Annotated in this window: 16 protein-coding genes and 1 pseudogene; 6 read left to right on the top strand and 11 right to left on the bottom strand. The window is 69.2% G+C overall.

Annotated elements, in window-relative coordinates; translation table 11 throughout:
- Positions 1–21: 21 nt before the first annotated feature.
- From ispF to OG385_RS17325, 3 genes are all read right to left on the bottom strand, one after another.
- A complete protein-coding gene (gene ispF, locus OG385_RS17335; protein ID WP_266860937.1) occupies positions 22–492 on the bottom strand; it encodes a 2-C-methyl-D-erythritol 2,4-cyclodiphosphate synthase in 471 nt (156 codons plus the stop codon).
- Positions 493–610: 118 nt separating this feature from the next.
- The gene (gene ispD, locus OG385_RS17330; RefSeq protein ID WP_266855546.1) at positions 611–1,405 is read right to left on the bottom strand and encodes a 2-C-methyl-D-erythritol 4-phosphate cytidylyltransferase; all 795 of its coding nucleotides are present in this window, start codon (positions 1,403–1,405) and stop codon (positions 611–613) included.
- Positions 1,406–1,837: 432 nt separating this feature from the next.
- Positions 1,838–2,320: a CarD family transcriptional regulator gene (locus OG385_RS17325; RefSeq protein WP_006380568.1), complete on the bottom strand. Its 483-nt coding sequence runs from the start codon at positions 2,318–2,320 to the stop codon at positions 1,838–1,840.
- Between the two features lie 598 nt (positions 2,321–2,918).
- Between OG385_RS17325 and OG385_RS17320 the strand changes: the two genes are divergently transcribed.
- Positions 2,919–3,599 (top strand): DUF461 domain-containing protein, encoded by a 681-nt coding sequence (locus tag OG385_RS17320; RefSeq protein ID WP_266855545.1) that lies wholly within the window; start codon positions 2,919–2,921, stop codon positions 3,597–3,599.
- Between the two features lie 166 nt (positions 3,600–3,765).
- Here OG385_RS17320 and OG385_RS17315 read toward each other — a convergent pair whose 3' ends face one another.
- The gene (locus OG385_RS17315) at positions 3,766–4,446 is read right to left on the bottom strand and encodes a response regulator transcription factor (protein ID WP_102918029.1); all 681 of its coding nucleotides are present in this window, start codon (positions 4,444–4,446) and stop codon (positions 3,766–3,768) included.
- Entirely contained in the window at positions 4,443–5,789 is a 1,347-nt protein-coding gene (locus OG385_RS17310; protein WP_266855544.1) for a cell wall metabolism sensor histidine kinase WalK, read from the bottom strand. The genes OG385_RS17315 and OG385_RS17310 overlap by 4 nt, the downstream gene beginning before the upstream one ends.
- 344 nt (positions 5,790–6,133) lie before the next feature.
- Here OG385_RS17310 and phoU point away from each other — a divergent pair, with 344 nt between their 5' ends.
- The 3 genes from phoU (at position 6,134) to OG385_RS17295 (ending at position 11,222) form a co-directional block, all read left to right on the top strand.
- Complete coding sequence (gene phoU, locus OG385_RS17305; RefSeq protein ID WP_164259765.1) at positions 6,134–6,814, top strand: phosphate signaling complex protein PhoU; 681 nt, start codon at positions 6,134–6,136, stop codon at positions 6,812–6,814.
- Positions 6,815–7,809: 995 nt separating this feature from the next.
- Positions 7,810–9,198 (top strand): MFS transporter, encoded by a 1,389-nt coding sequence (locus OG385_RS17300; protein ID WP_266855543.1) that lies wholly within the window; start codon positions 7,810–7,812, stop codon positions 9,196–9,198.
- 35 nt (positions 9,199–9,233) lie between these two features.
- Complete coding sequence (locus OG385_RS17295; protein ID WP_266855542.1) at positions 9,234–11,222, top strand: alpha/beta hydrolase fold domain-containing protein; 1,989 nt, start codon at positions 9,234–9,236, stop codon at positions 11,220–11,222.
- Between the two features lie 56 nt (positions 11,223–11,278).
- Here OG385_RS17295 and OG385_RS17290 read toward each other — a convergent pair whose 3' ends face one another.
- Complete coding sequence (locus OG385_RS17290) at positions 11,279–12,562, bottom strand: LPXTG cell wall anchor domain-containing protein (protein ID WP_266855541.1); 1,284 nt, start codon at positions 12,560–12,562, stop codon at positions 11,279–11,281.
- A 419-nt stretch (positions 12,563–12,981) separates the two neighbouring features.
- On the opposite strand from OG385_RS17290, the gene OG385_RS17285 reads away from it, so the two are divergent.
- On the top strand, positions 12,982–13,683 hold the full coding sequence (locus OG385_RS17285) for a hypothetical protein (RefSeq protein ID WP_266855540.1): 702 nt from the start codon (positions 12,982–12,984) through the stop codon (positions 13,681–13,683).
- A gap of 406 nt (positions 13,684–14,089) precedes the next feature.
- Here the strand turns inward: OG385_RS17285 and OG385_RS17280 are convergent, their stop codons facing one another.
- The 4 genes from OG385_RS17280 to OG385_RS17265 all read right to left on the bottom strand — a co-directional run bounded on the left by OG385_RS17280 (position 14,090) and on the right by OG385_RS17265 (position 18,302).
- Complete coding sequence (locus OG385_RS17280) at positions 14,090–14,773, bottom strand: carbonic anhydrase (RefSeq protein ID WP_266855539.1); 684 nt, start codon at positions 14,771–14,773, stop codon at positions 14,090–14,092.
- A 532-nt stretch (positions 14,774–15,305) separates the two neighbouring features.
- Positions 15,306–16,472 carry an alpha/beta hydrolase gene (locus tag OG385_RS17275; RefSeq protein WP_266855538.1) on the bottom strand — a complete coding sequence of 389 codons (1,167 nt, stop codon included), beginning with the start codon at positions 16,470–16,472 and terminating at the stop codon, positions 15,306–15,308.
- 277 nt (positions 16,473–16,749) lie between these two features.
- Positions 16,750–16,911, bottom strand: coding sequence for a hypothetical protein (locus OG385_RS17270; protein WP_266855537.1), 162 nt, complete (start codon positions 16,909–16,911; stop codon positions 16,750–16,752).
- A 629-nt stretch (positions 16,912–17,540) separates the two neighbouring features.
- Positions 17,541–18,302 (bottom strand): phosphoglyceromutase, encoded by a 762-nt coding sequence (locus OG385_RS17265; RefSeq protein WP_266855536.1) that lies wholly within the window; start codon positions 18,300–18,302, stop codon positions 17,541–17,543.
- Between the two features lie 167 nt (positions 18,303–18,469).
- Between OG385_RS17265 and OG385_RS17260 the strand changes: the two genes are divergently transcribed.
- The gene (locus tag OG385_RS17260) at positions 18,470–19,888 is read left to right on the top strand and encodes an MFS transporter (protein WP_266855535.1); all 1,419 of its coding nucleotides are present in this window, start codon (positions 18,470–18,472) and stop codon (positions 19,886–19,888) included.
- On the opposite strand, the pseudogene OG385_RS17255 reads toward OG385_RS17260, so the two are convergent.
- Positions 19,845–21,422: pseudogene (locus tag OG385_RS17255) on the bottom strand (MFS transporter); the annotation flags it as partial. The gene OG385_RS17260 and the pseudogene OG385_RS17255 overlap by 44 nt on opposite strands.
- Positions 21,423–21,486: the final 64 nt, after the last annotated feature.

Below are 21,486 nucleotides of genomic sequence, written 5' to 3'. Positions count from 1 at the left end.
TACGCACCACCAGGGCCGTCGTTACGTACGTACCACCAGGGCCGTCGCGATGGCCGCCAGCCCTTCGCCCCGGCCGGTGAAGCCGAGCCCGTCGCTGGTGGCCGCGGAGACCGAGACGGGTGCGCCGACAGCGCCCGAGAGGACCCGTTGCGCCTCGTCCCTGCGCTTGCCGATCTTCGGCCGGCTGCCGACCACCTGGACGGCCACGTTGCCGATGGCGAACCCCTCGGCGCGGACGATCCTGGCGGCCTCGGTGAGCAGGGTGAGCCCGGAGGCCCCGGACCACTCGGGGCGGCCGGTGCCGAAGTGGGCGCCGAGGTCGCCGATCCCGGCGGCCGAGAAGAGCGCGTTGCAGGCGGCATGGGCGACGACGTCCGCATCGGAGTGCCCGGCGAGCCCGGGGCCCTCGCCCTCCCAGCGGAGCCCGGCGCACCAGAGTTCGCGGCCCTCCTCGAAGGCGTGGATGTCGGTCCCGATACCGACCTGCGGCATCACCGGCACGGACGGCCGCACGGGCTGCTCGTCCACAGGCTGTGCACGCCCGGACTGCCGGTGCGCGGACTGCTCGTACTCGGACCGCTCGTCATCGGACTGCTCATGCTCATCATGCTCAGAAGCCATCGTTGATCCTCCTGCGGGCGAGAACCGCCTCGGCCAGGACCAGGTCCAGCGGCCTGGTCACCTTGAACGCCTCTTCGTGTCCCGGCACCACCACGACCCGCACCCCGAGCTGCTCGACCATGCTCGCGTCGTCGGTGACGTCATGGGTGACCGTGGCGTGCGCGCGGGCGAGCAGCGCACGGTCGAAGCCCTGCGGGGTCTGCACGGCGCGCAGCAGAGCCCGTTCCGGAGTGGCGACGACCGGCTCGGGGCCTCCGCCGCTCTGCGGCTCGACCTGTTTGACGGTGTCGGCCAGCGGCAGGGCGGGGACGACCGCGGGGGCACCGTTCCGTACTGCGGCGATCACCGCGTCCACGGTGTCGACGGGCACGAGCGGGCGGGCCGCGTCGTGCACCAGCACCGCGGTGACGCTCTCGGGGAGTACGCCGATCCCGAGCCGGACGGACTCCTGACGGGTGTCACCGCCGGGTACGACCAGGAGCTCGGTGCCCGGCGGCCAGGAGTGCTCGGCCAGCAGGGCCTCGACCTCGGCGGCACCGTCCGGCGGGGCCACGACGACCACGAGCGAGACGGCACGTGATCCGGCCATCGCCCGTACGGCGTGGACCAGCATGGGGGTCCCGTTGAGGGTGCGGAGCGCCTTGGGGGCTCCGGGGCCGAGCCGGACACCGCGGCCGGCGGCGGGAATCACCGCGGCGGTGGTGTGGCTGGATCCGGCCGCAGCGGCGGCAGGGGATCCGGCGGTGGAGCCGGTACGGGACGGGGTCCCGGGCTCGTCTGACATCGGTTGCGCGTTCAGGGTTTGTGTCCTCAGCCGACATGGGTATGGCCTGGGGGTGCCCCCGACCGTAGGTTGGGGGAGTGCCGGGCGCGACGCCCTGACCGGCCCCTTCCGTGACGACTGGTCGAGTCGGCATCCCGGGCCCGGCACACCACGTACCGGTCAAGGTACCGCTCACGCAGCATCGCTCCATGAAAAACAGACGCACAGCAGACTCGGCCCCGCCGGCAGGGATCATGTGAGACACATGAGGCCGTGGCGGAAAAACGGGGATAGAGCCCGGGATAGAACGCGAAAGACCGGGAAGAGCTGTGGGAGAAAACAGCATGCCGTAGCGCCCGGCGACACATGGCGACTGATCCATACGGACAGTCCATGTGGTCAGCGGGCACCACGGCATTCAAAGCGTCGAGCAGATGAAACGGGTCAAGCGGTTCAGGACGCGAGAACCTCGTCGAGCAGAGCCTCGGCCTTGTCTTCGTTGGTGTTCTCCGCGAGAGCGAGCTCACTCACCAGGATCTGGCGGGCCTTGGCGAGCATGCGCTTCTCACCAGCGGAAAGTCCGCGCTCACGCTCACGACGCCACAGGTCACGGACTACTTCGGCCACCTTGATGACGTCGCCGGAGGCGAGTTTCTCAAGATTCGCCTTGTAGCGACGGGACCAGTTCGTGGGCTCTTCGGCATACGGTGCACGAAGCACCTCGAAGACCCGGTCCAGCCCTTCCTGACCAACCACGTCACGCACGCCTACGAACTCCGCATTGTCCGCCGGCACACGAACAGTCAAGTCGCCCTGAGCGACCTTGAGCACCAAGTAGGTCTTGTCCACGCCTTTGATCTGGCGAGTTTCGATAGCCTCGATCAGCGCGGCCCCGTGATGGGGATAGACCACGGTGTCGCCAACCTTGAACGTCATGTGACAGGTACCCCTTCCGTGGCTATCCAGTCTAACACGAGAACCGCTTGTTCTGAATGACGTTTTCGCAGGTCAGGGCATATCTCAGGGCTTGACAACAGCAACACGAACGTGCTGCGGACGGCCCCCCCGGGGCGGTATTCGCAGGTCGGAGCGGCTGTGCGTACGGAGAGAAACGCAGGCGCCACACGGTTCCGAAGGCTTCCCACAGGCGGCTAACGTCCCGATTTGCGGCATTCGAAACGGTGAACTTCGCGACCCCAGTTCGGATGTCGATCACCCATACGGCCGCATTCGGGAATTGATCACTGTGCGCCGGAAGAGGGTTTTCCGTAAGGAATACGTGGCGGTGGAGAGCGGCAGAGAGAATTGATCACTCGCGATATGTGAACGGCGTACGAAGCGATGCGTACGGCGCCACGAGATCGGACGGCCCCCGGGCACCCCTCAGGTACCGGTACCGGCCGCGGGGCGGGTCGGGTGCGGGGCCGTGAGCACGGCTCGGTAACCTGAGGCCGCTGACACACCCTTAGGGAGGCTTTACCCCCCTCCCGCCCCCTGTCCGTCCTGTCCGTACGTCCTAGGAGAAGCCGCCGCCGTGAGCAGCAGCCTTCGACGCGGCGTCCTCGCCGCTTCTGCCATCGTGGTCTCGATCGCCGCCCTGTCCGCCTGTGGCGCGGGCAACAACGCGGCGACGATCGAGGTCAAGCCGGACAACGCCGCTACGTCGGTCGGTGTCATCAAGGTCCAGAACGCGACGGTGATCACCCAGCCGAAGGCCACAGTCAAGGGCCCCGCCGTCATCTCGGCGACCCTCTTCAACAACGGCGACACGAACCAGACGCTCCAGGACGTCAAGCTCGCGGGCTCCAGCTCCGCCGTGAAGCTCACCCCGGCCACGGGCAAGGGTCCGATCTCGGTGCCCGCGCACGGTTCGATCACCATCGGCGGCAAGAACAACGCCGCCGCCGTGCTCGCCGACGGCCGCGCCGCAGCCGCCGACGGCTCCACGCAGAACCTGGTCTTCCAGTTCAGCGAGACCGGTCGGGTGGCGCTGGCCGCGCTCGTCGTCCCGGCCACCAGCTACTTCCACGGCTTCGGCCCGAGCAGCCTGCCCGTGACGCCCTCTCCTTCGGTACCGGCCTCGGGCAAGTCCACGCCGGGCGCGTCGGGCAAGGCCACCCCGGGCGCTTCGGGCAAGGCGACTCCGGGCGGCAAGACCACGCCGGGCGCCAACAAGACGCCGGCCGGTTCCGTCACGGGCTCGCCGAGCAGCTGAACCGCACGGGCGCGCCGAGCGCACCGAGCGCAGACAGCGCGTAGAGCGCAGCAGAGCGCATACGGGGGTGCCCCCGCCGGAAGTCCGATTCCGGCGGGGGCACCTCCTTTTCGTACGCGGCTCGCGCGCGGGTCGTACCGCGACTCGCGCGCGTCGTACTCGCGGCTTACGGCTCGAACTTGTAGCCCAGCCCCCGGACCGTCACCAGATACCGGGGGGCGCCCGGGTCAGGCTCGATCTTGGCGCGCAGCCGCTTCACGTGGACGTCGAGGGTCTTGGTGTCCCCGACGTAGTCCGCGCCCCAGACCCGGTCGATCAGCTGCATCCGGGTCAGCACCCGGCCCGCGTTCCTGAGCAGCATCTCCAGCAGGTCGAACTCCTTGAGCGGCAGGTCGACCTTGGCGCCGGAGACCGTCACGACATGGCGGTCCACGTCCATCCGGACCGGTCCGGCCTCCAGTGCCGCCGGGGAGACCTCCTCGGGCTCACCGCGGCGGCGCAGCACCGCGCGGATACGGGCGACGAGCTCCCGTGAGGAGAAGGGCTTGGTGACGTAGTCGTCTGCTCCTATTTCCAGGCCGACCACCTTGTCGATCTCGCTGTCCTTGGCGGTCACCATGATCACCGGGACGTTGGAGCGGCCGCGCAGCTGGCGGCACACCTCGGTGCCGGGCAGTCCCGGCAGCATCAGGTCGAGCAGTACGAGGTCGGCGCCGTTGCGCTCGAATTCGTCGAGGCCGTCGGGGCCCGTGGCCGCGATGGCGACCTCGAAGCCTTCCTTGCGGAGCATGTAGGACAGGGCGTCGCTGAAGGATTCCTCATCCTCGACGACAAGCACTCGGGTCACGGAAGGACCTCCGGGGCAGGAATTGGTTCAGAGGACAGGAAGTTCGCGAAGGGCTGGTCGTCGTCATCGTCGACAGCGTCAGTGGGATCTGCGGGCTCGGCGTAGCCGGTGTGGTGCTGTGCGGGGTCGGCCGCCGGATCCGTGCGGCCGCGGCGATTGCGTACGGAACCGGCTTCCGGCAGCCGCAGGGTGAAGGTGGAGCCCTGGCCCTCCGAGCTCCACACCGTGACCTCCCCGCCGTGCGAGGCGGCCACATGTTTGACGATGGCGAGGCCCAGCCCCGTGCCACCGGTGGCGCGCGAGCGGGCCGGGTCGACACGGTAGAAGCGCTCGAAGATCCGCTCGCGGTCCTTCTCGGTGATACCGAGCCCCTGGTCGGTGACGGCGATCTCGATGAGTCCCCCAGAGCCGAAAGCCTGGGAGGTGCCCCCTCCGCCGGGGGCGGAGGTGCGGCGGGCGGCGATACCGACCCGGGTGCGGGCCGGTGAGTAGTTCACCGCGTTCTCCACAAGGTTTCCCAGCGCGGCGGCGAGCTGGGAGCGGTTGCCCCAGACGTGGAGGTCGGCCGTGCCGCCGGCCGCCATGGTGATCTGCTTGGTGCCCGCCTGGTGGCGGCAGCGGTCGATGGCCTCGGCGACCAGGACGTCGACCCGGACCGGCTCGGCGTCTTCGAGCGGGTCGTCGTTCTGGACCCGGGAGAGATCGATGAGCTCCTGGACCAGATTGGTGAGCCGGGTCGCCTCTATCTGCATCCGGCCCGCGAAACGGGTGACCGCCTCCGGGTCGTCCGACGCTCCCGTGACCGCCTCGGAGAGCAGCGAGAGCGCTCCGACCGGGGTCTTCAGCTCATGGCTGACGTTGGCGACGAAGTCTCGTCGTACGGCTTCGATACGCCGGGCCTCCGTGAGGTCCTCGACCAGCAGCAGCACCAGTCGGGAGCCGAGCGGTGCCACCCGGGCCGAGACCGCGAGTGCCTCGCCACGGCCGGTGCCCCGGCGGGGAAGGTCGAGCTCGACCTGTCGTATCTCCCCGTCGCGCCGGGTGTCCCGGGCCATGTGCAGCATGGGCTCGACGGCCAGCTTCCCGCCCCTGACCAGGCCCAGGGCGTACGCAGCCGAGCTGGCTTTGACCACCGAGTCGCTCTCGTCGAGCACCACGGCCGAGGAGCTGAGCACGGAGAGGACGGTGTCCACGCCGGGCGGCAGCACGTCGCCGGTGTGCAGGGAGGTCCGGGTGGGGCGTGCCAGCTCGCGCTCGCTCCAGCGGAACGCCAGCACGCCGATGACGCCGGTGCACAGCCCGGCGATCGCGCTTGCTGCGGCGACCGCCGCGTTCACGTCCATGTGTCCAGGTTATGCGGCTCCACCGACACATCCCCAGCCATACGGGTGCCCGCTCGAACGTTCGTCGCCCAGAGTTCACCGAGGGGATAGGGCCGGTTCACTTGGGATGACGGAAACGGACGCGTGGCGCACCGACCGTGGAAGCGTGGAGGTGGACACCTGTCGGGCACCTCCGGGCCGTGCCGCTGTGCCGGTTGCGACAAGGCCGACCGCGACAGGACCGGCAGCACAAGATCAGCCGTACACGACCGGCCGCACAAGACCTGCCGCACAGACCTGCGCGCACAAGACCTGCGCGCACAAGACCTGCCGCACAAGATCAGCCGTACAAGAGAGGGACTCCCATGCGGGACGCGTACCACGAGGAACTGGACTCGATCGGCGAGGGCCTGGTCGAGATGGCCCGGCTCGTCGGTTCGGCGATCGGCCGGGCCACGACCGCCATGCTGGACGCCGATCTGAAGCTCGCCGAGAGCGTGATCGCCGCCGATCAGAAGGTCGACGACCTCCAGCACGACCTCGAAGCACGGGCCATCGCCCTGCTGGCCAGGCAGCAGCCCGTCGCCACCGATCTGCGCATCGTGGTCACCTCGCTGCGGATGAGCGCCGACCTGGAGCGCTCGGGCGACCTGGCCCAGCACGTCGCGAAGCTCACCCGGCTCCGTTACCCGGACCGGGCCGTTCCGCACGATCTGCACGCCACGATCCTGGAAATGGGGCAGCTCGCGCAGCGGCTGATGGCGAAGGCGGCGGAGGTCATCATCACGATGGACGTCGACCTGGCGCTCCAGCTGGAGACGGACGACGACGAGATGGACCTGCTGCACCGGACGCTCTTCCAGCACCTGATGGACGACCGGTGGAAGCACGGCATCGAGACGGCGGTCGACGTGACGCTCCTCGGCCGCTACTACGAGCGGTTCGCCGACCACGCGGTGTCGGTGGCCAAGCGCGTGGTCTATCTGGTGACGGGCGAGCACGCCGACGAGATTCAGTCCGCTCCGGCGCAGGTCGAGGGGGCGTGAACGGCGCGCTTGCGCGTATGCGCCGTTGATGCGCCCCACCGGGGTGGGTATGGGATGGCCGGAGGCAGTACGTCCTCGCATGCCGAGCAGGAGGAAATCATGGCCGATTCCCCCGTCACCGACCCCCAGCAGCAAGCCCCCGTCGAAGTGCACCATCTGCGCGTTCTCGGCGCCTGCGGCTGCGGTCCGGGCTGCGGCTGTGGTTGCCAGTCCGGTGCTCCGTGCCAGTGCAGTGGCTGCCACTGACGCGGGCCGTTCTTCCGTACGACTGCGAGGGCCCCGTCCCGCCACCACTTCTGGTGGAGCGGACGGGGCCCTCGCCGCTTGCGCAGACGTGCCCGGCCGGTCAGTGACGCCCGGGTTCGTGGGACCGTGACAGTTCGGCGCTTCCGCTCGCCGCACGTGTCCGGGCTGCACGGGTCCCGCACGAAAAGCGGAGTGTGGATGATCTCGTCGTACCACTTCCCCGAGGTTATGTACGCTCGCACATAGCATCGCTCTCGTCGGCTCCGCGCGAGCAGAACCCCGGCACTCGTCCGGCACCGATGGCGGGTCCCGCCCGCCCGCCGTGCGCCCCGGCGCACCGAGCATCCCCGTACACCGACCCCTTTCCTCATCACACCACTGCCGGGCGTACCGGGATCACCCCCGGTAAGCGTGCTGGTCGGTCCGGCGACCGCTCGTACTGCACTCGCTGCCGAGTGGCGCCCCGCACCGCGAATGATGCCGACACATCGGGTGGCAACACCGGGTTCCGCTGCGCTTGACCTTGACAGCCGACCAGCACCGGTCGCACTCTAAGCGGCACCCCTCGTATATACCTGCGAATATAGTGAGCCGCCATGCAACTCGGTCAGGACATTCTCGGCTGCTCGCGGTCGGCCGCTTCTCGGGCTACGACCTCCGCCGCTGGATGGAGGGGCCCGGCCGGTACATCGGCTACGGCGTCAAGCTGCCCCACCTACGAGTAATGCGATCCGTGAGGAGGCGCCGACATGTCGCACGACGCGATCCGGCCAGCGGGACCGGACACCGGCACACCGGACGCCCCGGCTCGGGACAGGCCCACCGAAGGCGGGAAACAGGCCATGGACGGAAGGGGCGGCGCACAGGGACAGGGCCGCCGGTGGCGGCAACTCGCGCTGCTCAGCGCCGCCAACAGCATGGACAACACCGAGCAGAGCGTTGTATCGGTGATGTTCCCCGCCCTGCGCAGCGCGCTGGCCCTGCCGCTGTCGGCGCTCAGCATCCTGATGGCCGTATCCAAACTGGTGGGTGTGGTCACCGGGCCTCTCTGGGTCCTGCTCGCCCAGCGCTACAGCCGCAAGCGAGTGCTGGCTCTCTGCTCCGGCCTGTGGGGAATATGGACGATCACGGTCGGCCTCGCACAGAACTTCTCGCAGCTGCTGATCCTCTTCACCATCGCCGCCGGGGGCTTCGCCGGCGGCGGCCCGCTCATCAACGGGATCCTCGCCGACCTCTTCGACGACTCCGCGCGCGGTCGCGCCGCCGGATACATGTACGGGTTGATAGCGCTGGTCACGGCGGTCGCCGGACCGTTGCTCGGGCAGCTCTCGCAGGTCGAGGACGGCTGGCGGTACGGGTTCTTCGCTGCCGGTGCGTCCAACATCGTCCTTGGTGTGCTCGTCCTGCGCTTCTTCGACGACCCCGGCGTCGGCGCGGCCGAACCGCAGCTCTCCGAGCTCGACGACACGGCGCTGAGGGCACGCACGCGGCCCTTGACCTTGCGACGGGCGGGCGAACTGCTCCGCATCCGCAGCGTCGTCATGGTGCTGGTGCAGCGCATACTGAACGGCCAGTTGGTGATGATGAGCTTCACCGTCGTCTTCCTGGTGGACGTGGGCGGGTTCAGCAACGCCGAGGCTTCCCTGGTGATTCCGCCGGCCGCCCTCGCCTACTTCCTCGGAAATGTTCTCGGCGGCTACGTGACCGACCGGGTCCGGCGACGCTTCCCGCGCACCGGCCGGATCACCGTGCTCCAGGCAGCCACTCTCGCCTACGCCGCCTCCGCCTTCCTCGCCACACAGCCGGCCTGGTCCTCGCTCGCCGTCTTCGCTGTCTTCTTCGGCCTGATGGGCGTGTTCCAAGGCTTCAATCCCGGAATCAACCGGCCGGTGCTGATGGCCGTCACACCACCGGATCTGCGCAGCGCGGCCTTCGCACTGATGCTGTCCGCCGAGGCGGCGGGGTGGGCGCTGATGACCCTACTGGTCGGCTGGCTCGGGGAGGCGCTGGGCCTGCGGGCCGCGCTGCTGTGGGTGGGCGTCGTCCTGGTTGCCGTCAACGGCCTCCTCCTCACCCTCCTGTACCGGCCCTACGTACGTGATGTGGCCGCCCGCGAGGCGGACTTGGCGCGCAGCTGACACCTGAAACCGTCCTCACAGATCTGGAGAGAAACGTGAGCGTCCCAACACCTGTGTCCCAGGGGCACACCCGACGTGCGGTACTCACATGGCTGATCGCGGCGGGAGCGGTTGCTGCGACCGGGCCCCAAGCCCTTGCGGCGACCACGAGCCACCCCTTCGGAACAGGAGCGTTCGCCGGCGTCAGTGGCCCGGAGGCCGTGGTCTACAAGCGGGTACTGGCCAAGCGGCTCCACTTGCAGGTCTGGCGGCCGACAGCCGGAGGGAACGGGAGAGACGCGGCGGGCCGGGAAGGCGGCGCCCTTCCCGCCCTCGTCCTCTACCACGGAGGCGGGTGGCTCCTCGGCAAATGGGAACAACTACAGGAGCAGGCAGAGTACTTCGCCGCCCGGGGCATGGTGACGATCTCGGTCGAGTACCGCACCAGTGGGCCCGTGAACGCCACCCAGGACGCCGTGGACGCGATGGGCTACGTGGTCGAGCACGCCTCCGCTCTGGGGATCCACCCGGACAGGATCGTGGCCGCAGGCGGCTCAGCCGGCGGCCAACTCGCGCTGGCTACAGCTCTGCTCGATCGGCAGGTCGGCGCACACCCCCACCTCCCGGCGGCGCTGGTGCTGTGGAATCCCGTCACCGACACCACCCGCGGCGCCGTCCGTGCGCTGTTCCTCACCGGCAAGCAGGCCAGGGCGCACTCGCCACTCCACCACCTGGGCCGGAACGCGCCACCCATGCTGCTCATGCACGGCACCGGGGACACGACAGTCGCATTCGAGGACTCCCTCCGCTTCACGAACGCCGCGCGGTCGTTCGGCAACGACGCCACCCTGATCTCCTACGACGGGCAGCAACACGGCTTCTACAACTACCAGGACACCTACAACCGCTACTACTACGAGACAATGCGGCAGGTGGACGGCTTTCTCCACGCGCGGGGCCTTCTCCACGGCCCGCAAAATGTTCGGCCGTCGCCCGCGCCGCTCACAGCGAACGGCGGCTTCGAACGGGGCACCCAGCACTGGAACGCCCGCCCGGGCTCGCGTCTTGCGCCTGTCGGCCGGCCCGTACACAGGGGAGACCGTGCGCTCTCCCTCACCTCCGCGACGGGACCCGTCGGCGCTGCCCAGGACATCACCCGCGCGTTGTTGGGGGGCGGTCCGGGCGAGTACCTGTTCGGAGCCTGGATCAGGGCCATGGACGGGGTAGTGACCAGGCCCACCGTGACAGTCGAGGTAAAAAGCTCGGGCAGCCGGGAACCCGTCCGCTTCCCCTTGCCGGTCACGGACACCCGGACCGACCGCTACAGCCTCCTCTCGGGCACCCGCCGGCTTACCTGGGCGGGCGAGCTGGAACGGGCGACTCTGCTGATCGAGGCGCCTTCCCCCGCGGCCCTCCTCGTCGACGACGTCTCGTTGGAGTTCCTTCCGGCGCGTATCGGATGGTGGCGTTTCCACACCAGGAGCGACGACGGCGTGGCTGTCGACTCATCCGGTTTCGGCCGGGACGGATCGATCCACGGCGCGGTCTGGACTGCGGACGGGACCGATGGCGGGTGCCTGGACTTCGACGGGGCGGGCGGTGTCGACCTGCCTGCGCCGTTCGACCCGAACACGACCGACTTCTCGGTCAGTTGCCGGCTGCGGCCGGGCCTGTCCGGGACGAACGAGCGACGGCAGGTGATCCTCCAGCAGATGGACGGCGCGCCCTGGCTGTTCCTGGACCCGGCCTCCCGATGCCTGAGCACCGGCCTCAGCCGTACGGAGCTGTGCAACCCCCGGCCCCTGCGCCCTCATCAGTGGACGGAGGTGCGTCTTGTGCGACGTGGCAACCAGCTCTCGCTGTCCGTCGACGGCCAGGTGAGCACCATCGCAACGGATCACCTGGACTCCGCCGAGGGAACACTGTCATTGGGCCGACCGGCCGGGCGGCGTGAAGCGGCCGTCCCTGCACAGGCCGTCCGGCACACCGGCTGGACCGGGCAGATCGACGAGCTCAGCATCCACGACTTCGCGACGCAGGGCTGACTCCGTACGCGGGGTTCAGGGACGTCCCTGGTAGCTGCGGTTCAGGGACGTCCCTGCTAGCTGCGCCTGCGGCGGACGAACAGCACTCCACCGACAGCGGTGAGGATGGCGGCGGCACCGCTCACCAGGGCGATCTGGTCACCGGTGTCGGCAAGCTCGCCACCAGCACCGCCGTGCCCGCCGCCGTGGGTGCCACCGTCGCCGTACGCGCCGCCGTCACTGTCACCGCCACCACCAGTGGTGCCGCCGGTGTTGCCGCCATTGGTTCCGCCGCTGGTTCCACCGTCGGAGCCGCCTGTGTCACCACCCGTGCCGCCGTCGGTACCGCCGCTCGTGCCACCGCTCGTGCCGTCGGTGGCGGTGGGGGAAGGCGGCGGGGTCGGACTCTCGCTGTCCGAGGGGGAGGGCGAAGGGGGCGGGGTGGGCGAGCCGGTGTCGGTGGGGGACGGCGAGGGCGACTCGGTGTCCGTGGGCGAGGGCGACGGGGTCGGTGACTCCGTATCCGTGGGCGACGGCGACGGGGATTCTGTATCCGTCGGGGAAGGCGACGGCGTGGGCGACTCCGTGTCCGTCGGGGAAGGCGACGGCGACGGGGACTCCTGATGGCACCGGGCGTGCACCTCGCCCAGCCGGGCCCCGGCGATCGGCCCGTCGTAGACCACCTCGCCCGCCGGGTCGCGCAGCACCCCCGCCACCGACACGTCGAACCAGGCCTCGGCCTCGTACGCTCCGGGCGTCTGGATCTCATCGGCCGGTACGACGTGCTGAGTGAAGGTCACGCGCAGCGTGCTGTCCCCCAACGTGTCAGGCTCGTTCAGATCGGCCCCGCTGACCGTGAGATCGGTAGTGCCGATGTCGACCCGGTGGCCAAGAACCGCGATCTGCTGCCCGTCCGTGTGCGCGTAGCCGAGGGAGTACGGGCCGAACGGCGGCGGGGTGCACTCCGCATAGGTGTTCAGGGAGCCGATCGCGCCGCTGGGGGTGGTCGAGATGAAGTCCGCGCCATGGAGCCTCACTTCGATTCCGGCGGCATCCACCTTGGCGTAGTGCTTGGCGTCGGTGTTCGAGGTCACGACGGCGTGGGTGCCGTCCTGGTAATAGGCGCGCACCCCGTCCGGGTCGGAGAAGTCGCCGGTGTCCTCGTCTCCGTTGAGCGGCGGTGAGCCGGCCGTTCCGTAGGTCCCGTCGAACTGCGAGAGGTCGAGCGGCCCCACGTCGGAGATGTTCAGCTGGACGAGTCCGGCGCTGGTCGTCCCCGGCGGGGCCGCGCCGGCCCGGTCGGCGGAGGCGTACATGAGCAGCACCCCGGCCAGCGCCGCCGCCGTGGTGGAGGCCGCCACGACAGTGGGAACAGAACGAGCAAAAGGCTTCTTTAGTGCTTCTCTCATCATGAAAGAGGCATATCGCACATGAAGCTCCCCGCCTGCGAGGACATCGCAGGCAGAGGGATTCGGCCGAGCGGAATTACTTCTTCTTGCCCTGAATTCGCCAACTGGCTTCTCGGCACAGGGACGCTTCAGCCCGGCCATTGGGCATGGCCTCCTTAGATCAAGCGGGTGGAACGGTGTAGGCGGAACAAGTGACGCGCGCAGCCGCACGGAGTGACACGCGCTACCGGGGGGACCATCGCGGTGCGGCCCCGTGAGTGCCATGGGGGCCGGTGCGTCCCCGCGCCCCTGCGCGGCGCCACTCGGAATCCGGTGCGTCCGGCGTTTGGGCTCTGCCACGACGGCGCGCGACACGACAGCTGAGGAAGACCATGGGTTGGACACGCACACGTCGGGCGGCAGTCTCCATCGCCGTCGCCGGGGCGATCGCCGTCGTCGCGGCGGCCCCGTCACCGGCCGCCACCGGCACGCGGCCCGAGGCCGCACCGTCGCTCGGGACGGTCGGGGCCGCTCCCCAGCCGCCTCAACTCCCCCGGAATTTCCGGGGAAAGGGAAAGTGGGTCGTCCGGGATCTGGGCATCACAGTGCCGTTCACGTGGCAGGGCAGGAACGGCGAAAGCCAGATGGTTGCGGGAGGCCCGCAATATCCCATCTGGTTCACCAATCTGATCTACCACAACACGCTCTACACGCTGACCTACAAGTGGCCCGGCTTGAACGATCATTCGTGCTCAAAGATTCCAGGTGTCAATCTGGACCAGTTGAACCAGGTGTTCAGCACCGCGCGGTTCGTCGGGCGGGAGATCCTGGAGCAGAACCCGCGGCGGTACGTGAACCACTGGAGGGTCGGCGCCGTCCAGCCGCAGCGCCCTCCGGGGAAATTCCTCCGATTCCCGCTCGCGCTCGGCGACATCTACGTCGACCAACGTAATCGCGGGACGTTCTGGCAGGTACTGCAATTCGGTATCCAGAATCTCTACGATCCTGAGTTGGACGAGTGGCTGGTGATGAAGACGTTCGAGCACAAGCCTGGAAGCGTGACTCTCCCCCGGCGGTGCCAGACGCCACAGTGACCTGCCCGGCCCAGCAAAAAAGCCCCCTGCCCCTGACTGGCCTGACTAGTCGTCAGTGGCGGGGGGGGACCAGTCATTCATCGACCTCGACGCTGCGCGGCGGGAACCGGGCGCCCGGCGTGGGGAACTGGTGGGAACGGCGCACGCCTGGGGCACGGGGCGTCCGGCTGCGGCTGAAGGCCGATCCCGGCCAACGACACAGCCGCCGATAGAGCCGACTGGAAATGAGAGTCACCACTGGGGAGGCGGCCCAGCACCGGAAGCAGTTGAACAAGGGCCGCCAGGGCTGGCCGCGCCGCCGAACTGGAGCCGACTGTCAGCTGTTTCGGAGCGCTACGGGGAGCAGTCCGGCCACTCCTCACCGCGCTGATAGCGCCCGTAGCTCCCGTTCGACTCGTCCGACCGGTCAGGAGGGTGCGCCGGCCAGGACCTTCACCTTGCCGGTGTCGAGCGAGTAATAGGCGCCGACCACGGCCAGGGCGCCCTTTGCCACGAGTGGGGCCAGGTCCTTGTTGGAGCGCAGATCGGCCGCGGTCAACCTGACCTGGGCGCGGGCCATGGTCTCGACCGGGTCGGCGCCACCCTCCCGGACTGCCTGCTCGTACGCAGGTTGCAGGGCCTTGACGATCGCCTGCAGGTTGCCGGGCAGTGGTTTACCGTCACGAAGGGACGTGTACGCCGCCTTGATGGCGCCGCAGCGCTGATGCCCGAGGACCACGATGAGGGGGGTGTCACTCGTCATGGGCCCGTACTCGATGGAACCAGTGACCACCGGGCCGACCGCCTCTCCACCCGTGCGCATCACGTAAAGGTCACCCAGGCCGGTATCGAAGAGGAGCTCGGGCGGCACTCGGGAGTCGATACACGAGAGGATCGACCCAAACGGCTCCTGCTCCTGAGCCACGAGCTGACGCCGGTTCGGATCCCGGTCGGGGTGCTGGAGGTCTCCGCTCACCCAGCGCTTGTTGCCTTCCATCAGCCTCGCGAATGCCGCGGCCGGTGTGGTGGGCCGAGCTTCCGGCGAAGCGCCGGTCGTCGACGCGGCGGTCCTCGTCGACGAGCAGCCCGCAAGCGCGACGGTGGCGCCCATGAGCCCGCCGACAAGCAGCGTTCTACGATCCGGCCGTCCGGCCCTGTCCATCGGTCGTTCCCCTCGATGTCGCTCAGGCACGTCTCTGCGGTGTGACCAGGCCAAGTGTTCAGCGTGGTGTGTGGGCCTGGCAGCAGGCGCGAGCGGGCACGGGCCACATTGCCGCAGACGGCCCACAGAACCGGCTCGGGCGGCGGCGCGTGGGCCCCTGATACCGAAGACCGGCCCTGCCCGACTGGGTGCCGGCAGCTGGGTGCTGTCCGTTCTCGGGGTCTGGCACGGCTCGATCGAGCACCTGACGGCCCATGGACGGCACAGTGCAGCAAAAAAGCCCCCTGCCTGCGGAGTCTCCGTGGGGCGGGGGGCTTTCTGCTGGGCGCTGGGGTGTGGGTGTGGGTGTGGGTGTGGGTGTGGGTGTGGGTGTGGGTGTGGGTGTGGGTGTGGGTGTGGGTGTGGGTGTGGGGCCCTCAGGCTCAAGAGCGTCGGGGCTCCCCTTCACTCTCACCCGACCGTCAACCCGGTGGGAAAGTGCTCAGTTGTTGCCCCCGTCGAACTGGGTGCTGACGGCACCGCCCGTACCGGGGAACGACTTCTCGCCCGTCAGGTAAGGCTCGTACTGCGTCCGGCCGAGCAAGTGGTCGGCGAAATAGGCGCTCACGTAATCCTTGGTGATCAGGCGCTGCCGCTGCTCCGGGAGTTCCTTCTGATCGGTTTGGGGGGCGGTGGCGCCGGGGAACTGGGACTTGCAGGTGCCTGGCTTGCTCCCGGGAACGGCGTCGTCATGTGCGCTGACCTGGCCGCTGCTGGGTGACCACTGCTTGTTGTAGAAGTCGTGGACACCGCCGTGCACCGTGTACTGGGCTATCGGTGCGCTGTTGTCGTCCTTGTTCCAGTTGAAGTACTCCCCGGTGTTCACCTGGTCGCACGTGCCCCACATCACCGCAAACGATGTCTTGGTGATGGGATCGACGTCCCAGGTTGCGGTGGGTGCGAGAGCGAACGCGGCCTTGATGGACACGCCTTTGGGCCATGTGCCACGGCTGCTGTCGGCGATCTCCTGCATCACTCCGCCGCCGCCCATGGAATGCCCCATCAGCCCCACGTTCTGCAAGTCCACATGGTTCTTGAAGTTCACCGGCGACGGACGTCCGGACCTGGCGTCGACGAAGCTGCCGCGCAGCGGGCCATCGCCCGTTGACGACAACTGCTGCCACATGCGCAACTGGGCGTTGATCAGTGCCGCGCGCTCCTGATACACCGTGTCGGCCTGGCCGGGAGACGTCGAGTTGATGCCGTTCGCCCCGATGGAGACAACGACGAACCCCCGGCTTGCCAGATCACGGCCCAGGTAGTCGTATCCGAGATAGCTGGGGATCTGCCGCACCCCAGATGCGCACGGCCAGGCCGACAGCCGGTCCGAGGCGGCCTTGATGATCGCCTCCTGCTTTGCCGCGTCGGCCGTGTCACCGCTCTGCTCGTCCTTCGCCAGCGCGGCTTGCGCCGCGGTGAGTGACGTGGAGGCGTCGGCGTCGGCGCAGGTGTCCCAGAATCCATGCTCGATCATGATCAGAGGGTGGGTGCCGGAGGATATGTCGTCGGGGTAGTAAACAGCCCCGTCCAGCTCGTTGTTGCCCACGTATCCGAGAGACTTGGGCGGCGGGAAGGCCTCGTCGCCCAGGTTGTAGTGCACCTCGCTCACCCCCTGCCGCGCAGGCTGAGTACTGGACCCACCGGCGGCAGCGAACGCCTCTGTCGAGGTGAACCAAACAGCACAGGCTGTTACGGGCGCGGCAAGCAGCAGCAACTTCGCACGCGCTGTGCGTCCAAGTTTCATATTCGCCTAACCAATGTGGAAGGTAGATGTCGAGAATTTCGATGGCTTTCGATGCGCCGAGGCAGTCGGCGGGAATGAGCGGTGGGCGATTGCCCGCGCGGCTCGACGTATCACCCCTTCCGGAGGGGGACTGGGGCGCCACTCAGGCCCGCTGAGCCCGGTCGTACAACGGCTTGGTGATCGCCGAACCGAACTGCGGACCGACGAGGTAGCGGAGGCAGCCGTCGTGGGAGGAGGTGACGCAGGACGCGCCCGCGGTGTCGAGAAACCCGCCCTGTGTGTTGTCGCCGACCACGGTTCCCACGATGGCAACCTGGCCTGCCGCGGGGCGTTCCGCCGCGTGGGCAGGGGCCGCGGCCGGCAGAGACATCCCTACGGTTGCCGCCGCGGTGATGCGCCGCGGACGGAGGGTTGACCGACGGAACGGGCTTGGGAGGTAGCGCATGGGGTGGAGGGTACGGAGAGAGTGTCAGGAGGCTGTCAGATTCCCGTTTTCAGCCGATGCCGGGCCGGGCCGGGCCGGGCCGGGCCGGGCCGGGCCGGGGCTGGGGCCGGGCCGGGGCCGGGCCGGGGCCGGGGCCGGGGCCGGGGCCGGGCAGCATGCTGGACGTGTTCACCCAATTCCGCGTTCACGGTGACCGCCGTCAGGTCGTCTCCCAGGCCGGGTCCCCCAGACCCAGGGCAAGAAGAAGTAAGCAGTTTGCTGCAAGCCCCCGGTAGAGGGGGTCGCGGCTCCCCTCTGAAATGCCTCGCTCGGCCCGGTTCCGCGCTGAGGGAGGCGCCGGGGGGCAGGGAGTTCTCCCCTAACCGCCTCCCTCCCGGCAAGGCTCTGCGGCCGGACGAACCGCCGCGCTGAGGGCCCCAGCGGGCTCAGAGCAAACGAGAGCCCCTGGCCTGCGCCAGGAGCGCAGGCCAGGGGCGTGATCGCTACTCTTACTTCTTCTTGCCCTGGTTCTTGACGGCCTCGATGGCCGCGGCAGCCGCGTCCGGGTCCAGGTACGTGCCGCCGGGGTTGACGGGCTTGAAGTCGGCGTCCAGCTCGTACGCGAGGGGGATGCCCGTCGGGATGTTCAGGCCCGCGATGTCCGCGTCCGAGATGCCGTCGAGGTGCTTGACCAGCGCGCGCAGCGAGTTGCCGTGTGCGGCGACCAGGACCGTGCGGCCGGCGAGCAGGTCCGGGACGATGCCGTCGTACCAGTACGGCAGCATCCGGACGACGACGTCCTTCAGGCACTCGGTGCGCGGGCGCAGCTCCGGCGGGATCGTCGCGTACCGCGCGTCGCCGCTCTGCGAGTACGGCGCGCCGTCCTCCAGGACCGGCGGCGGGGTGTCGTACGAACGGCGCCACAGCATGAACTGCTCCTCGCCGAACTCGGCGAGCGTCTGCGCCTTGTCCTTGCCCTGGAGCGCGCCGTAGTGCCGCTCGTTCAGCCGCCAGGAGCGGTGCACGGGGATCCAGTGGCGGTCCGCCGCCTCCAGCGAGAGCTGGGCGGTGCGGATGGCGCGCTTCTGGAGCGAGGTGTGCACGACATCGGGGAGCAGGCCGGCGTCCGTGAGCAGCTCACCGCCGCGGACCGCCTCCTTCTCGCCCTTCTGCGTCAGGTTGACGTCCACCCAACCGGTGAACTGATTCGTAGCGTTCCATTCGCTCTCGCCGTGGCGGAGGAGGATCAGCTTGTACGGTGCGTCGGCCATGACCCCGAGCCTAATCGACGGCAGGACGGCCGCTGATTGACGCCCTCCGTCAATTGAGTGGCAGGCCGGAACAGGCCGAACGTAATGTCCGTGGATATACAGCACCGCTTACATCCGAACCGTGCGGCGCTCACGTCCACGTCCAGTTCAGCCAGGGGGAATACACGATGTCCGCAGCCGGTCTCACCGGGGTCAGACGCGCCGCACGGGAGAGCGTCTCGGGGCTGCCCCGGGCGTTCTGGTGGCTGTGGACCAGCACTCTGATCAACCGGCTCGGTGCGTTCGTCGCCACCTTCATGGCGCTCTATCTGACGCTGGACCGCGGGTACTCGGCCTCGTACGCGGGTCTGGTCGCCTCCCTCCACGGCCTCGGCGGTGTCGTGTCCTCGCTCGGCTCCGGTGTCATGACCGACCGGCTCGGCCGGCGGCCCACGCTGCTGGTCGCGCAGGTCTCGACGGCGTTCTCGGTGGCGCTGCTCGGCTTCATGCGGGACCCGGTGGCCATCGCCGGTGTCGCCTTCCTGGTCGGCATGGCATCGAACGCCTCGCGTCCGGCCGTGCAGGCGATGATGGCCGACATCGTGAAGCCCGAGGACCGGGTGCGCGCCTTCTCCCTCAATTACTGGGCGATCAACCTGGGGTTCGCGGTCTCGTCGGCGGGCGCGGGTTTCGTCGCGCAGTACAGCTATCTCGCGGGCTTCCTGGGCGAGGCGGCCCTGACCCTGGTCTGCGCGGTGCTGGTCTTCCTCAAGCTGCCCGAGTCCCGTCCGGTGCGTACGGCCGTGGAGCAGGCGACCGAATCGGCGGTCCGGCTGGGGACGGTTCTGCGCGACGGCCGGTTCATGAGCGTCGTCGGGCTGTCGTTCGTGGTCGCGCTGATCTTCCAGCAGGCATCGGTGGGGCTGCCGGTGGCGATGGGCAAGGACGGTTTCAGCAGCGCCGACTACGGCATGGCCGTCGCGGTCAACGGCGTACTGATCGTGGTGCTCCAGATCCCGGTGACCCGGTTCATCGAGCACCGCGACCCGCGCCGCCTGCTGGTCATCTCGTCGGTGGTGGCCGGGTACGGGTTCGGGCTCACCGCGTTCGCCGGTTCGGTGGGGCTGTACGCGCTGACGGTCTGCGTCTGGACCCTCGCCGAAATCGTCAACGCCCCCACCCAGACCGGGCTGGTGGTCCGCCTCTCCCCCGTCCACGGCCGGGGCCGCTACCAGGGGATGTACACGATGTCCTGGGCGGTGGCGGCGCTGGTCGCCCCGCTGATGTCCGGGGTGATCATCGATCGGTTCGGGGCGGAGTGGCTGTGGGGGACGTGCGCGGTGCTGGGCACGGTGGCGGCGCTCGGGTACGGGGTGCTGATGCGGGGGCTGCCACCGCAGGGCGGACCCGGCGGACCCGGCGGACCCGGCCGCGGTGCGGCGCCCCGGTCCGCGGTGCGGACGGAGTCGGCCGGCCCGCGGTCCCTCACACCCGCACGTCGTCCCCGGTCCCTTGCGGGCTCTGCGGCGCCTGCGGCGTCTGCGGGCTCTGCGGCGTCCGCGGTTCCGCCGTCACCCGGGTGCCCGGATGGAAGTACGAGCAGATGAAGGCGATGGCGAGCGCGCCGGCCATCCCGTAGAAGACCGCCCGGTTCGCCTCGGCGAAGTCCAGCCGGATCGCCCCCATCGCGTGCCGGGTCGCGGTCGCGACCGGGCCGCTGCCCGTCGGCCCGCTCGCATCGCCCTGCCCGGTGACGGCCTCGGCGATGCTGTGCGCCGTGCTCTTCGCGGTCCGGTCCGGCAGGCCTCTGGCGCGGAGGGTGTCGGCGACCCGGTCGGTGGTGACATGGGTGAGGACCGTGCCGAACACCGCGAGGCCCACGCTCGCCGCGTAGTAGCGCACCGTCTGCGTGATCCCGGTGACCTCCCCGTACGACGCGTCGATCGCGCGGTTCACCGCGTCCGTGGACGCCGGGGCGAGCAGGAATCCGATACCCGCCCCCGCCAGGGCCGCATAGGGCCACTGGTCGTGCATCGACAGGTCCGTCATCCGGTGCGCCCACAGGGCGAATCCGACGGCGCCCAGCGCGCAGCCCAGTTTCAGGGCCGGGCGGGCGCCGCGCCGGTCCAGGATGCGCCCGCCCCACTGGGAGGCGATGGCGAACCCGATGAAGAAATACAGCAGGAAGAGGGCCGCCTGGTTCGGTGACGCGCTCAGCGACACCTGCGCGTACACCGAGGCGAAGAAGAAGACCGGGACGAACGCGATCATCGCGAAGAACAGCACCACGACATCGACGGTGAAGGCCCGGTCCCGGAACACCCGGAGCCTGATGAGCGGGTGCCCGGTGCGGAGTTCCAGCGCGCCGAACACCAGCAGGACCAGCAGGCCGCCCACGATGCAGAGCCAGGTGGCGGCGCTGTCCCAGCCCCAGGCGGAAGCCTGCTGGAGCCCGAAGACACTGAGCCCCATCCCCACGGCCACGAGCACCGCGCCCGGCACATCGAGCGGCTCACGGGTCGCGTTACGGGGGATACGGGCCCTGGCCGTCAGGACCAGGGCGATGACGGCGACGGGTACGTTGACCCAGAAGATCGCCCGCCACGTCCAGTCGGTGAGCCAGCCGCCCAGCAGCGGGCCGACGCACGTCAGGGCGCCGGACAGCCCGAAGAACAGCGCCAGGGCGCGTCCCCGCCGCTCCACCGGGAAGACCGCGACCACCACGGCGAGCGCCGCGGGGAACATCAGCGCCGCCCCCAGCCCCTGGACCGCCCGGAAGGCAATCAGCCAGGTCTCGGCGCCCCCGCCCTTGGGAACCGCACCGCACAGCGCCGATGCGATGGCGAAGACCAGCGTGCCGATCACCATAATCCGCCGGTGTCCGAAGATGTCCGAGAGCCGCCCGCCGAGCGCGAAGAACGCCGCCAGGGCCAGCAGATAGGCGTTGACCACCCACTGCATCCCGGACGCGGAGAGGCCGAGCTCATGGATGATGTCCGGCGCCGCGATGGCCACGATCGTCTGGTCGATGAACGTCATCGAGACGGCGAACAGCATGGCGGCCAGCGTCAGCGTCTGGTTCGGCGCGAATTTACCGGCGGTGGCCGCAGGAGAGGCGGAGGGATCCCCTTTGTCGCTCATGAGGGAATAGTCCACCGGGGCCGGGGACCTCGCACGCCGGACCACCGGGACCGGGGATCCCGCC

Source organism: Streptomyces sp. NBC_01306, from assembly GCF_026340465.1.
Classification (GTDB): domain Bacteria; phylum Actinomycetota; class Actinomycetes; order Streptomycetales; family Streptomycetaceae; genus Streptomyces.
This window is presented reverse-complemented; position numbering and strand designations above follow the sequence as displayed.